At 74.9% G+C, this 13,450-nt stretch carries 6 protein-coding genes; 2 read left to right on the forward strand and 4 right to left on the reverse strand.

Annotation, left to right across the window (positions count from 1 at the left end; all coding sequences use genetic code 11):
* Positions 1–123: 123 nt before the first annotated feature.
* Genes AB0F01_RS15500 through AB0F01_RS15515 form a run of 4 tightly spaced genes read right to left on the reverse strand, consistent with a single transcriptional unit; the run spans position 124 to position 11,037 of the window.
* Positions 124–3,603 (reverse strand): SDR family NAD(P)-dependent oxidoreductase, encoded by a 3,480-nt coding sequence (locus AB0F01_RS15500; RefSeq protein ID WP_362094871.1) that lies wholly within the window; start codon positions 3,601–3,603, stop codon positions 124–126.
* Positions 3,600–4,433: a thioesterase domain-containing protein gene (locus tag AB0F01_RS15505; RefSeq protein ID WP_362094874.1), complete on the reverse strand. Its 834-nt coding sequence runs from the start codon at positions 4,431–4,433 to the stop codon at positions 3,600–3,602. The genes AB0F01_RS15500 and AB0F01_RS15505 overlap by 4 nt, the downstream gene beginning before the upstream one ends.
* The gene (locus AB0F01_RS15510; RefSeq protein ID WP_362094877.1) at positions 4,430–7,675 is read right to left on the reverse strand and encodes a non-ribosomal peptide synthetase; all 3,246 of its coding nucleotides are present in this window, start codon (positions 7,673–7,675) and stop codon (positions 4,430–4,432) included. The genes AB0F01_RS15505 and AB0F01_RS15510 overlap by 4 nt, the downstream gene beginning before the upstream one ends.
* Positions 7,672–11,037 carry an amino acid adenylation domain-containing protein gene (locus AB0F01_RS15515; RefSeq protein WP_362094880.1) on the reverse strand — a complete coding sequence of 1,122 codons (3,366 nt, stop codon included), beginning with the start codon at positions 11,035–11,037 and terminating at the stop codon, positions 7,672–7,674. Before AB0F01_RS15515 ends, AB0F01_RS15510 begins: the two co-directional genes overlap by 4 nt.
* 104 nt (positions 11,038–11,141) lie before the next feature.
* On the opposite strand from AB0F01_RS15515, the gene AB0F01_RS15520 reads away from it, so the two are divergent.
* Both AB0F01_RS15520 and AB0F01_RS15525 read left to right on the forward strand, forming a co-directional pair.
* Positions 11,142–12,335: an acyl-CoA dehydrogenase family protein gene (locus AB0F01_RS15520; protein ID WP_362094883.1), complete on the forward strand. Its 1,194-nt coding sequence runs from the start codon at positions 11,142–11,144 to the stop codon at positions 12,333–12,335.
* Between the two features lie 2 nt (positions 12,336–12,337).
* Positions 12,338–13,360 (forward strand): acyl-CoA dehydrogenase family protein, encoded by a 1,023-nt coding sequence (locus AB0F01_RS15525; protein WP_362094885.1) that lies wholly within the window; start codon positions 12,338–12,340, stop codon positions 13,358–13,360.
* Positions 13,361–13,450 lie beyond the last annotated feature (90 nt).

The following is a 13,450-nucleotide window of genomic DNA, read 5'->3' on the forward strand; positions in this document are numbered from 1 at the left end:
CCCGCACCGCACCCGCCCCCGGCAGCGTCCGCCGCCGGGGGCGTCGCTCTGCCGCCGCGCACGAAGGCGACGGCGGCACCCGGGGGTGGGTGCCGCCGTCGCCGGGAGGGGCGCGGTCGCGGTTCAGGCCGCCAGGGCGCTCGCGAGGACGCGGACCGTGGGGTGGTCGTAGACGGCGGAGACCGGGAGGGACGCGGCGAAGCGTTCGTTCAGCCGTCCGATCATCCGCATGACGCGCAGGGAGTCGCCGCCCAGGACGAAGAACGTGTCGTCGCGGCCGACGCGGTCGACACCCAGGACGTCCGCCCACACCGCGGCGATCTCGCGCTCGAGTTCGCCCTCGGGGGGACTGTACGCGGCCCGGGCCGGCCCCGCCGGGCCGCGCCCGCGCACGCCGGTGGTGTAGGGCGCGATGTGCTCGTTGGCCGGGTCGGGCCCGGCGAGCAGACAGGTCTCCGGCCGCGCGAGGGCGGCCAGCAGGAGCTGCACGCCCCGCGCCGGGTCGATGCCCCGCAGCCCGCGGTGGCGGGCGGCGGCCGCCAGCGGGCTGCCCTCGTTCATGCCGGTGCCGTCCCACATGCTCCAGGCGACGCAGCGCACGGTCCGGCCCCGGGCCGCCCAGCGTGCGGCGTAGCCGTCGAGCGCCGCGTTGGCCGCCGCGTACGCGCCGAAGGAGCTGCCTCCGAAGAAGCCGTTGACGGAGGAGAAGAGCACCACCGCCGTGCCGGGCCGTCCCGCGAGGAGCTGCTCGACGGCCTGGGCGCCGCCCGCCTTGGGCCGCATCATGGCGGCGAGGCCGTCCGTGGTCTGCGCGGTCAGGGTGTGGGCGTCGAGCGCGTCCCACTGCCCGCGCACGTCGGCCCCGGCCAGGTGCAGCACGACGTCCACGGCACGGCCCCAGCGTCGTTCGGCGGCGGCCACCGCGGCCTCCAGCGCGGCGCCGTCGGCCACGTCCACGGCGGCGTACGCGACGTCACCGAGTTCCCTGAACTCCTCCAGTGCCGCCCGGCGTTCGCCGGTGAGCTCCGCCTCCGGGGTACGGCCGGTGAGCAGCAGCCGGGCACCGAGCGCGGACAGCAGGTGGCCGGCCACCTCGCGCCCGATCCCGCCGAGCCCGCCGGTGACGAGCGCGGTGCCGCCGGGGGGCAGGATCTCGCGGGGGACGGCGAGCGTGCCGGGTTCGGGCACGGGCCGCAGGCGCTGCACATGGACGACGGGGCCCGCGCGCACGGCGCTGACGTCCTCGGCGGGCGCGCCGCGCACGGCGGCGACGGCCGCCGTGTCGTCGGCGTCCGCGGCGATGTCGACCAGGCGTACGGCGGCGACGGTCCGCTCGGCGCGTGCCGTGCGCACCAGGGCGCCGAGCGCGGCCCGGCCCGGGTCGACGGTGTCGCCGTCGCCGACGGCGGCGGCGTGGCGGGTCAGTACGGTGACCTTGGCGTGCGGGCAGCCGGCCGCCAGCGCGCGCAGCGCCAGCAGGACCCCGGTCACGGCACCTTGCGGATCGGGGACGCCGGGGACGTCCGCGGTGTACTCCCAGGCGTGCAGGACGTGTTCGGGCACGCCTCCGAGACCGGCGGCGACGTGGTCGAGCGCGCGGGCGTGCTGACCGGCGTCCAGCGGGTCGATGGTGACGCTCAGCGCGCCGTCGGTGAGGAACGGGGAGCCGGGCGCGCCCGCCCGGACGACGGCGATCGGGCATCCCGGTCCCGTCGTGTCGTCGGCGAGGGCGACCGGCAGGGCGCTGCCCTCGGGCGCGTAGACGAGCAGGGGTTCGGCCGGGGGGCGTGCGGGGACGTCCTGCCCGGTGCCGCCCCCGGCCCGCGGCGCGGGCTCCCAGACGGGTGCGAGGAGCCAGCTGTCGGCCTCGTCGTCCGGGTGGCGGTCGTAGCGTCCCTCCGCGTACGCCGTGGCCAGTTCGGCCCGCTGGATCTTGCCGCTGGCGGTCTTCGGGAACTCGTCCTCCGACAGGGCGACGACGGCGCGCGGGTGCAGGCCGATGTCCCGTGCCAGGGTGGAGGCGATGTCCTGCTCCAGGGTGTCGGGCGCGTGCTCGGCCGGTACGTGGAAGACGACCACACCGTCCGTGTCGCCGTCCCGCACGGGGCAGGCCGCCGCCCAGGTGGCGCGGACGCCGGGGACGGACTCGACGACGGCCTCGACCTCGTGCGAGGGGTAGTTGGCGCCGTTGACGATGAGCATGTCCTTGCTCCGCCCGGTGAGCGCCAGCCGGCCGTTGAGCAGGAAGCCCAGGTCACCGGTGTCGAACCAGCCGTCCTCGGTGAAGGAGGACGCGTTGGCGGCGGGGTTGCCGTGGTACTCGCGCAACAGGGTCGTGCCGGAGACGTGCAGCCGTCCGACGTGCCCCTCCGGCAGCAGCCGGCCGTCCTCGTCGACGATGCGCAGGCGGACCCCGGCGACGGGCGCGCCGACGTCGGTGAAGGTGACGGCGCGCTCGGAGTCGTGGGGCACCTCGGCGAGGCGGGTGTCGAGGGTCGCGGAGTCGACGCTGAAGGTGCCGACGGCCGGGTCGTCGGGGTCGAGCCGGGAGTAGGTGACTCCGGAGGACGTCTCCGACATGCCCCAGCAGGGCACCATGGCGTCGGCGGGCAGGCCGTGGGGGCGCAGCAGCCGGACAAAGCGGCGGGCGGTGCGGGCGACGACGGCCTCGCCGGCGTTGCAGATGTCGCGCAGGGAGGACAGGTCCCAGCTGCCCCGCTCGATGGCGTCGGCGTGCTCGTTCACCAGGGAGAAGGCGAAGTTCGGCGCCCAGGTGTTGGTCGCCTTGAACCGGTCGATCAGGTCGAGCCAGGTCAGCGGGCGGCCGACGATGCTCTCGGTGCGGGCGTTGATGTGCTCGCAGCGCAGGAAGACGTCCCGGACGTTGAACATGACGATGCCGCCGACGTGGTCGAGAGGCATCCAGTTGAGGGCGACGTCGTGTTCGGTGAAGCCGCCCGCGTCGATGGCCGCGTAGGTGCGGGCCACCAGGGAGCGGTTGGCGTGCCGGACGCACTTGGGGACGCCGGTGCTTCCCGAGGTGAGCAGGTTCAGCACGTCCTGGCCGGGAGTGACCGGTTCGACGCGGCCGGGCGCGTGGGCCATCAGGTCCTCGACGGCGTGGGCCCGGATTGCCGGTTCGCCCCACTGCGCGGCGAGCGAGCGGACCGGTTCGCGCAGTGCGCGGTCGGTGAGGACGACGGGCCGTTCGAGCAGGGTCCAGGCGGCGTGGAGTTTGCGGGTGACGGCGTTCTCGCGCGTGTAGTCACGGGCCTCGCCCACCGGAGTGGGCAGGAAACCGCCCAGCACGCAGGCCCAGAAGCCGGTGACGAAGGCGCGGTTGTCGTGGCACTGGAGCAGCACGGAGTCGCCGGGGCGCAGGCCGAGCTCCTGCAGGCCGCCCAGGACGCGCAGACCCTCGTCGAGGAGTTCGGCGTAGGTCTGCCGCTCGCACGTGCCGTCGGCACGCACGTAGACCGTTCCGCGTCCGCCGGCGTCGGCGGCCGCCTTGAGGAGCGCCTCCTGCAGGGTGCGCGCGGCACCGGGCGGCACCACGGGTTCGGGTCCCACGACCAGAGCGGGCCGCGGCGGGGCTTGGGTCATGAGGCTTCCTCCAACTCGGCGGGCGGGTGGAGCAGGGTGGTCTCCAGGGCCGCGACCAGGACCGCCACGGCCTGCGGCGTCATGTCGTTGACGAAGTAGTGGCCTCCGGGCACCTGGGCGACGTCCCGGGGCGGCGCGGTGGTGTGCTCGCGCCAGGCGGCGGCCTCGGCCTCGGTGACGACGGTGTCCGCGTCGCCCCGCACCGGCAGGACGGGGAACGGCAACGGGGGTGCGCCGGGCGGGTGCCGGTGGGTCTCCCACAGGGCGAAGTCGGCGCGCAGCAGGGGCAGCAGGAACTCCATGAAGGCGGCGTTGCCGAGCAGTCGTTCGGGGATGCCGCCGAGGGCGCGGACCCCGTCGAGGAAGTCCGCGTCGGGCAGGGTGTGCAGGGGCCTTGCGCGGGCCGGCAGGTGCGGGGCCCGGTGTCCGGCGGCGATCAGCAGCCGGGGCGGCGCGGCGCCGCGGCGCACGAGTTCCCGGGCGGTCTCCGCGCCCAGTACGGCGCCCGCGCAGTGCCCGTACACCGCGTACGGCACGGTGGTGTACGGGCGCAGGGCGAAGGCGCACGCGCGGGCGAGGGCCGGGACGCCCGAGGGCAGCGGGTCGCGCGCGCGGTCCTCCCGGCCGGGCGGCTGGACGGCGACGATCTCGATGTCCTCGGGCAGCAACGCCGGCCAGGACCGGTAGAGGGACGCGCCCATGCCGGCGTACGGGAAGCACAGCAGTCGCAGCCGGGGCCGCCCCGGGCGCGCGGCGCGGCGCACCCAGGGCGACTCGGCGGTGAACACGGAGGGTGCGGGAGCCCCGGGCGCGGGGGCGGGCGCGGTCATGAGGCCCGCCTGCGGGTGATGGCCGGCAGGGCGGGTGCGGAGGCGGCCGCGCGGCCCGACAGCAGGTGGGCGAGCGCCGCGGGCGTCGGGAAGAGGAACAGGTCCTGCAGGGACACCTCCTGCGGCACCCGCTGTCGCAGTCTGACCAGCATGCGTCCGGCGTCGAGGGAGCCGCCGCCGAGGTCCATGAAGTCGTCGTCGGCCCCGTAGCGGATCTCGCCGAGGACCTCGGCCCACAGTTCGGCGATCGTCGCCTCCAGTCCTTCGGCGGGCTCGCGGTAGGGGGCGCGGACCCGCCACAGCGGCCAGTCCTCGGGGGGCAGCGCGCGCCGGTCGACCTTCCGGTTGGCGTTGCGGGGAAGTTCCGGGAGGCGGACGAAGGCGACCGGGATCATGTAGTCGGGCAGCCGCTCGGCGAGGAAGTCCCGCAGCTCGGTGCCGTCGAGCCCGTCGTGGCCGGGCCTGGTCACCAGGCAGGCGACCAGCTGGAGGTCACCGGCCGCCGAGCGCACGGGGACCACGGCCGCCTCCGCCGTGCCGGGGTGGGTCAGCAGCGCGGTCTCGACGTCGCCGAGTTCGACACGGCAGCCGCGGACCTTGACCATGTCGTCGGTCCTGCCGTGGTGTTCGAGCAGTCCGTCGGGGCGGTAGCGGCCGAGGTCGCCGGACCGGTAGAGGCGGCTGCCCGCGGGGCCGTGCGCGTCGGGGCGGAACCGGTCCGCGGTGAGTGCGGGGTCCCCCCAGTAGCCCAGGGCGGCCTCGGGGCTGCCGAACCAGATCTCGCCGAGGGCACCGGCCGGGAGGAGTTCGCCCTCGTCGTCGAGGATCCGCATCCGGACCCCGGGGTTGGGCCGCCCGATGGGCGGCGGGGTGAGCCGGTCCCGGGCGGTGGCGGTCGACGCGGTCAGGCGCTTCTCCCAGGGCTGGAGCGGGCTGGCCACGAACAGCGCCTCGTGGCAGCCGTAGCCGACGGCCACCTCGAACGGGAGGCCGGAGGGCCCCCATCGGTGCAGTTTCTCGCCGCCCATGATGAGGACCCGGACGGCGGTGTCCGGCGGCCAGGGCAGGTTCTGGAGGCTGTTGCCGACGGAGGTGACGACGAACACGGAGTGGATGCCGCTCGCCACGACCCAGTCCCGGAAGGCGGGCGGGTCGGCGACGGTGCCGGGCTCGGCCACGTGGACGGTGGCGCCGACGACGAGCATCCGGGCGACCTCGGCCATGGTGGTGCCGAACCCGGTGGGGGTCGTCCAGCTGCCGCGGTCCCCCGGCCCGAGGAGCGTCGCGTCGGCGAACGAGGCGCCGGCGTGGACGATCACCCGGTGCTGGCCGTACACGGCCTTGGGTTCGCCGGTGGAGCCGGACGTCTGCATGACGTAGGCCAGGTCGTCCGGGCGGACGTCCAGCCCCGGGTCGAGGTCGGGCAGACCGGCCAGTTCACCGTCGAGGGTGTCCCTGAGCAGGGTGCCGTCCGGCAGGAGCCCGGCCGCGGGGGCCGCGGTGGTGGTGATCACCAGCCGGGGCGGCACCTTGGCGAAGACGCTCGCCAGCCGGGCGGCCGGTGCCGACGGATCGACCGGGAGGACCACACCGCCCGTCTTGTGGACGGCGAGGAGTGCCTCGATCCACTCGGCCGAGCGGGGCAGACTGAGGGCGACGACGTCGCCGCGGCGCAGGCCCCGGGCGGTCAGGTGGTGGGCGAGCCGGTTGGCGCGGGCGTTCAGCTCCGCGTAGGTGATCCGCTCGGCGCCCCGCACCACGGCGGGTGTGCCGGGCGAGAGCCGGGCGTGCCGCTCCACGAGCGTGTGCAGGGCGGCGCGCGGCTCCCAGCGGTCGGGCAGGTCGCTGAACTCGTGGAGCAGTTCCCGGGTGTCCTGCTCGTCCAGCATGGCCAGCCGGTGGTGCGGTGCGTCGGGGGCGTCGAGTCCGGAGCGCAGCAGCCGGACGAAGTGGCGGGCCAGTGCGGTGACCGTGCGCCGGGTGAACACGTCGCGGCGGTAGCGGATCTCGGCGGCACCGCCGGATGTGATCACCAGTTCGAGTTCGGTCTCCGTGGCCGGGTCGGTGGCCTCCGTCGCGTGCCACTCGGCGGGCAGTGCGGGGCGCAGGGCGACCACGGAGGCGTACGGGCTGGGGCTCTCCTCGGAGAGCGGCCGTCCGGCGAGCTGGGCGAGGAGCGGGACGGGCAGCGTCGCCTCGTCGAGCCCGCGGCGCACCGCGTCCGCCACCTGACCGGCGACCGTCCGCAGTCCGCCCGTGCGGGTCACCACGGGCAGCACCTCGGCGACGGCCCCCCGGGGCCGCCGCCCCGGCCGGGTCCGGTCGGTCTCCACGCCGACCGCCAGTTCCTCCAGCCGCGACCAGCGTTGCAGCACCAGCGCCCACGCGGCCACGAGCACATCACCGCCGGTCACGGGGACGGCGGGGCCGCCGGCGGGCGGGGCGGCGAAACCGTCCCCGCCGGGTGCGGCCAGGCGCGCGGCAGCGGTGAGGAGGTCCGCGGGGAGAGCGAAGGAGTGGCGCGACCAGGCCGGGACCCGCGTGGAGTCACCGACGGCGGGGAGGCGCGGCAGCGCGTGGTCGAACGGCACGCCGAGCAGTTCCTTGCGCAACCGCCCGACCTGCTCGTCCGTCGGGGCGAGGGGCGGGTCCCCGGCGGGAGCCGGCGACGGGCCCGGCACCGGGTCCGGGCCGGTCGCGGTCGCAGGCGCAGGCGTCCCGGCCGTTGCCGGCCCGGGGCGGGTCCCGTCCTCGGGTTGCCCGCACAGCTCCGCCAGCCGGGACAGCAGCAGGGCGGCGTCCGCGTGGTCGACGAGCATGCGGTCGAGGACCAGGGAGAGGCGGAGGCCGGCCGGGGTGGTGGCGATCAGGGCGCGCGCCAGGGAGGGCCCGCTGCCGGCCGGGGCCTCGTGCTCGTCCGGCTCGCTCTCGAACCGTTCCAGGAGGAGCGCGGCGGCGTCCTCGGGCAGGTGCACCCGGCGGACGGTGATGCCCGCCGCGTCGGGATCGACCGTGAGCGACCCGTCGGGCCGCCGCAGGGTCGCCGCGAAACTGTGCGGGTACCGCGCGGCCAGCGCGTGCAGTGCCGCGTCGAGGCGTTCCTCGCCGATGTGCGCGGGCGGTGCGAGACGCAGGGCGAGCCTGCGTACCCGCGAGGTCCGCGCGACGGTGCGGAACCGGTCGAGCGCGGGGTCCACCGCCGTCCTGGCGGCGGCCGGGAACACGGTCCCTCGGTCACTCACGGGGTCACTCCCTTCGTCGTCGCTCCGGCGGCGTCACCCGCTCCGAGCAGCGCGGCGACCTCCTCGTCGTCGCGGTTCTCCACCATCGCGAGCACGTCGAGGACGCTCTGCCGATGGCTGCGGGTCCGCGCCAGGAGCGCGTCCACCGCCAGGGCGGTGCCGGACACGGTCGGGTTGCGGAAGAAGTCGGCGATGGGGAGTTCGACGCCGAAGACGGCCTTGATCCTGGGGGCGATGCGGATCGCCTGGAGGCTGGTGCCGCCGAGGGCGAAGAAGTTGTCGTGGTCGCCGACCCTGGGGGTGCCGAGCAGCGGCTTGAACACCTCGTCCACGAGGAGCCGTTCGGTCTCGGTGCGCTCGCCGTCGTCGGCGTCGTCGTCCACCGGCGCGAACTCGACGGCGGGCAGCGCCTTGCGGTCGACCTTGCCGCTGGCGGTGAGCGGGATGTCGTCCAGCGGCACCAGGAAGGTGGGGACCATGGTCGGCGGCAGCCGGTCGGCCAGGTTGGTCCGCACGGAGTCCAGGTGCAGCGGGCTCTCCGGCGCCCCCGTGACGTAGGCGACCAGGAGGTTGTCGCCGCGCGGGCCGGTCACCACGTGGGCCACGGCCTGTCCGATCTCGGGCACGGCGAGCAGCGCCGCTTCGACCTCGCCCAGTTCGATGCGCACGCCGCGGACCTTTACCTGGCGGTCGATCCGCCCGCGGAAGACGAGGTCGCCGTCGCTCTGCCACCCGGCGAGGTCGCCGGTGAGGTACATCCGGGAACCGGGCGGCCCGTAGGGGTCGGGCCGGAAGCGCTCGGCGGTCTGGTCGGGGCGTCCGAGGTAGCCCCGGCCGAGGCCGGCGCCGGCGACGGCGAGCTGGCCGCAGGCCGATGGCGGCAGCAGGTCCAGCTTCTCGTCGAGGACGTACGCCCGGTGGTTGCGCATGGCCCGCCCGATCGGCGGAGAGGCGTGCCAGGTTCCCTCGCAGCGCTTGGCGATGACGGTGACGGTGGTCTCCGTCGGCCCGTAGCCGTTCCAGAAGGCCCGGCCGCCGGCCGCCCAGCGGGTGGTGAGCTCGCCGCTGAAGGCCTCACCGCCCACGAAGCAGACCCGCAGCTCGGGGTAGTTCTCCGGGGTGAGCAGGTCCATGATCGCCGGGGGGAGGTCGATCACGGTGATGCGCTGGTCGGCGAGGATGCGGTCCAGTGCGGAGATGTCCCGGCGTTGGTCCTCGTCGGCCAGGTAGACGCTCGCGCCGGTGAGGAGCGCCCCGAAGAGTTCGAACACGGAGACGTCGAAGCCGGTGGAGGCGAAGGCGAGGAAGCGGTCGTCCGCGGTGAGGCCGAACATCTCCTGGGTGGTGCGGATGAAGTTGGTGACGTTGCGGTGCTCGACGAGGACGCCCTTGGGGCGGCCCGTGGAGCCCGAGGTGAAGATCGAGTAGGCCAGGTCGGCCGGGTGGGCCGCGACGGCCGGCGCGGACTGCCGCTCCTGCGCGCCGAGGGTCTCGACGTCGATCAGCTGCCAGGGGCCCTCGGGCAGCTCCCCCGCGGTCGCGGCGTCCCCCAGGACCACGCGCACCCCGGCGTCCGTGAGGACGGCCTCGTTGCGGGCGGCCGGGTTGCCCAGGTCGAGCGGCACGTAGGCGGCACCGCACTTGAGGACCGCGAGGACGGCCTCGACGAGCCGCGGGGTGCGCCGCATGGCCACGCCGACGAGCTCCCCGGGGGCGGTGCCCATGTCGGCCAGGCGGTGGGCGAGGGCGTTGGCCCGCCGGTCGAGCTCACGGTAGGTCAGAGTGCCGTGCGGGCCGGTGACCGCCGTGCGGCCGGGGTGGCCGGCGGCCGTGCGGGCGAACGCCTCGTGCACGGTCTCCGCCCCGTCCGGGTCTCCAGGGGTGTCCGTGTCACCGGCGGGGACGTTCCACCGGGTCAGAATGGCGCGCCGCTCGTCCTCGGTGGCCAGCGGGGCACGGGTGAACGGCTCCTCGGGGGCGTCGCAGAGGGTGCGCAGCTGCCCCAGATAACGGTCCAGGAAGAGCCGGGCCGTCTCGGGGGTGTAGAGGCTGGTGGCGTACCGGACCCGCAGGACGGGTGCGGCGGAGCCGAGTTCGGCGGAGAGGGCGAACTCGAACGGGGAGCTGCCGGTGTCCAGCTGCTCCAGGGTGATCGTGAGGTCCCCGGCATCGGCCCGCCGGACCGCGGGCGGGGTCACCTCGAAACCGAGCTGGACCAGCGGCAGCCTGCCCTGGTCCGGTTCGACCCCGGCGGCGGCCAGCAACTCCTTGAAGGGCAGGCCGCCGTGGTCGGCAGCGGCGGTGCGGGCCTCGTGGGCGTGGCGGACCAGGTCCGAGAAGGAGGTGGCACCGTCGGTGTCGACGCGTACGGGCAGCAGCTCACCGCAGTCGCCGACCAGCAGGTCGGGATCGAAGGCGCCGAAGACGTCACCGGGCACCCCGATGAGCAGATCGGTGCGTGAGGTGAGACGGCTCACCAGCGCGAAGCAGGCGGCGAGCAGCACGTCCTGGTCCGGTACGCCCAGCCGGCCGGCCAGTGCGCCGACCGAGCGGGCGAGCGGTTCGTCCAGGGTGCGCTGCACGGTGCCCGCGGTGAGGTCGAGGACGAGCCCGCGCGGCCGGTCGGGGGTGATCTCGGTGCTCTCCCAGCCGGAGAGGGCTGCGCGCCACCAGTTCCGGTGGCCGGCCGCCTCCTCGGAGGTCGCCCAGTCCCGCTGCCAGGCGGCGTAGGCGCCGAACTGGGGCCGCTGGGCGCCGTGTCCGCGGGCTTTTGGACGTCCGGCGGAAGGGCCGGCGGTGCGGTCGGCGTAGGCGGCGGCGAGGTCGCGCAGGACGACGCCGGCGGACCGGGGATCGAAGACCAGGTGGTGGGCGAACCACAGCAGGACGTGCCGGTCCTCGGCGACCTTCAGCAGCCTCAGCCGGATCATCGGCCCGCCGTCCAGGTCGAAGCCGTGCCGCAGTTCCTCACGGACCAGGGCCTCACAGCGTTCGGGCAGCCGTTCCTCACCGACCGTCTCGGCGGTGAGCCGGACGCTCGGCCTCCCCCTGACGATCTGCTCGCCGGTGGGGTGGTCGTGCGGGAACACCGAGCGGAGCACCGTGTGCCGGTCGAACACCTCGTCGAGGGCGGCGGAGAGCGCGTCCCGGTCCAGGTCACCGTTGAGGGTGTAGGCGAAGGCGAGGGCGTACCGGCTGTCGCCCGGTGACACCTTGTCGAAGACCCACAGCTGCTCCTGGCGGAAGGTGAGGGGCGACACCCTGGTCCCGCGCTCCACCGTGCCGATTCCCCGGAGGAACTGCTCTCGTCGTTCGGCGGGCAGACTCCGCAACCGGCGCAGGAGCTCGCTCTCTTGTGTCATCGCGGTCTTCCCCCAACTCGGGTGTCATGTCGACTTCCATCAACAGTCTTCGTTGATTATGTTGACTCTAGTACGGTGAGGAAAGTCTCGACAAGGGTGAGGCCATGGACTTCAGCATTCTGCGGACAACAGACGAGTTTCGCCGTGAGCTGCGCGAGGTGCTGTACTCGCCCGCGGTCGACGACCTGCTCAACGCGGTCGCGTTGCGGGCGGACGGCATGGACGGCGATGCCCGTGAGCTCTACCGCCACTTGGGCAAGCACGGGGTGCTGGCCCCGGCCTGGCCCTCGCGGTACGGCGGCCGGGACGGTGACTTCACCGAGACCGTCGTCCTGATGGAGGAACTCGTACGGCGTGGTGTTCCACAGAGTCTCTACTTCATTTCCGTTCAGATCGTGGGGTCGCTCATCCTCCAGTCCGGGACGGAGGAGCAGAAGCGCGATCTGCTGCCCCGGCTCGCCTCCGGCGACCTCGCGGCGTGCATCCTGTTCACCGAACCGGACAACGGATCCGACCTCGCGGGAGTCGTCACGCGCGCCGAGCAGCACCCCCGTACCGGTGTGTGGACGGTGCACGGCCGCAAGAAGTACAACCTCAAGACGGCCTACGCGGACGTGGCGCTGATCGCCGCCCGCACCGACGACTCGGTCAGCCAGTACGAGGGCATCAGCCTCTTCCTCGCCCCGCTGTCCGCGTCCGGGGTGACGGTCCGTCCGCTGCCCAGCCTGGCCGACGAGCAGTTCCACGACGTGCTGCTGGACGGGGTCCGGCTGGAGGCCGACGCCCTGCTGGGCGCACCGGGCGAGGGGTGGTCCCTGATCACCGGGATGTTCTCGGCGGAGCGCAGCGGCGTCGACTACTACGCCCGCGGCCTGCACTGGCTGCGGCTCGCCGAGGAGCAGTTGACGGCGAGCGGCCGGCAGGCGGGTGAGGACGAGATCTCGGAGCTGGCCCGGCACTGGGCGCGGCTCGACGCCGGGCGGCTGCTCACCAGCCGGGCGCTGCAGCGCCTGCAGGAGCGCGAGCCGGACATCGCCGAGGCGTCGCTGGCCAAGTGGCACAACTCCGACACCGCGCAGCGGATCGCGTGGTGGTCGCTGGAACGCCTCGGCCTGCCGGTCGCGGCGGGCGGACCGCCGTCCTCGCCCACCGAGGTGCTGGAGGCCGCCTACCGCGAGGCGGCCGGCATGACCATCTCGGGCGGTGCCTCCGAGGTGTTGCTGGAGATCGTGGCGGGCGCCCGCCTGCACCACGAATCCGACCCCGGACCCCTCCGGGCCGGCGGGGGGCGGCGCTGACCATGGACCTGCATCAGGATCCGATCCAGAGCCGGATCGCCGACGCCGTCGCGCTCGCCCTCACCCACACCGGTCGGGCGCGGCGCGAACTGGCCGCGGTCGGCGTGCCGTCCGTCGGGCTGCCGCTCTCCCTCGGGGGCATGGGCCTCGGACTGACCGCCGACATCGCGGTCCACCTGGAACTCGGCCGCGCCCTGGAGACCGTTCCGGAGCTGCGCGAGACCGTGCTGTGCCTGGAACTGCTCGCCGATGCCGGCGTCGACGGCCTGGAGGACGTGCTCGCCCGCATCCACGAGGGCGTGGGCTCCGCCGTCGGCATCGGCCTGCACGGACCGACGACCGTGCGCCTGGACGGTGACGGGCTGCTGTGGGGCACCAGCGGGGCACTGCCCGCGGCCGACTGGGACGTCGCCCTGGTACGGGCCGCGACGGACGGCGGTGGTCACCGCTGGCTGCTGGTGCGGCCGGACCCGGCGACCGTGCGGCGCGAGGAGGCCAGGCTGCTCGGCACTCCGGCGGCGCGCTGGCGGTTCGAAGCGGCGGCCGGCCAGCCCGTGCCGGTCGTGGAGGCGCAGCGGCGGCGGGCGGTCGCCGCGGCCCGGGTGCGGCAGGCCGCGCTGCTCCTGGGGATCGCGGGCCGGGCCCTGGACACGGCCCGGGCGCATGTGGGCCGGCGCCTGCAGTTCGGCAAGCCACTGCTGGAGTTCCAGACCGTGAGCCACCGCATCACCACGCTGCTCGGCGAGGCGGACGGCTGGAACCTGCTGCTCAACGAGACGGCCTGGGCGCACGACCGGGACGCCGGGGCGCCCGCCGCGGCACCGCAGATCCTCGCGGCGGCGGCGGAGCACGCGCTGAAGGCCGCGCGGCTCTCGCTCCAGCTGCACGGCGTGCGGGGCATGCTGGCGCACTCGGCCCCGGCGACGGCCTACCGGCTGGCGACGGTGGAAGCGGTACGGCTCGGTCCGCCGGCCGGTCTCTGGCTGGACGCGGGACGCGGGAGGCTGGCCGCCACGGGGAGCTGAGCGGCCCGGGTACGGATGTCCAGGTACACGTGGGGGTTGAGCCAGGTCAGCGCGAGGCAGGTGAGCACCGCCCGGCGGCGCGAGCCGGCC

Origin of the sequence: Streptomyces sp. NPDC029526 (genome assembly GCF_040637405.1) — a bacterium.
In the GTDB taxonomy this organism is placed as follows: Bacteria; Actinomycetota; Actinomycetes; order Streptomycetales; family Streptomycetaceae; genus Streptomyces.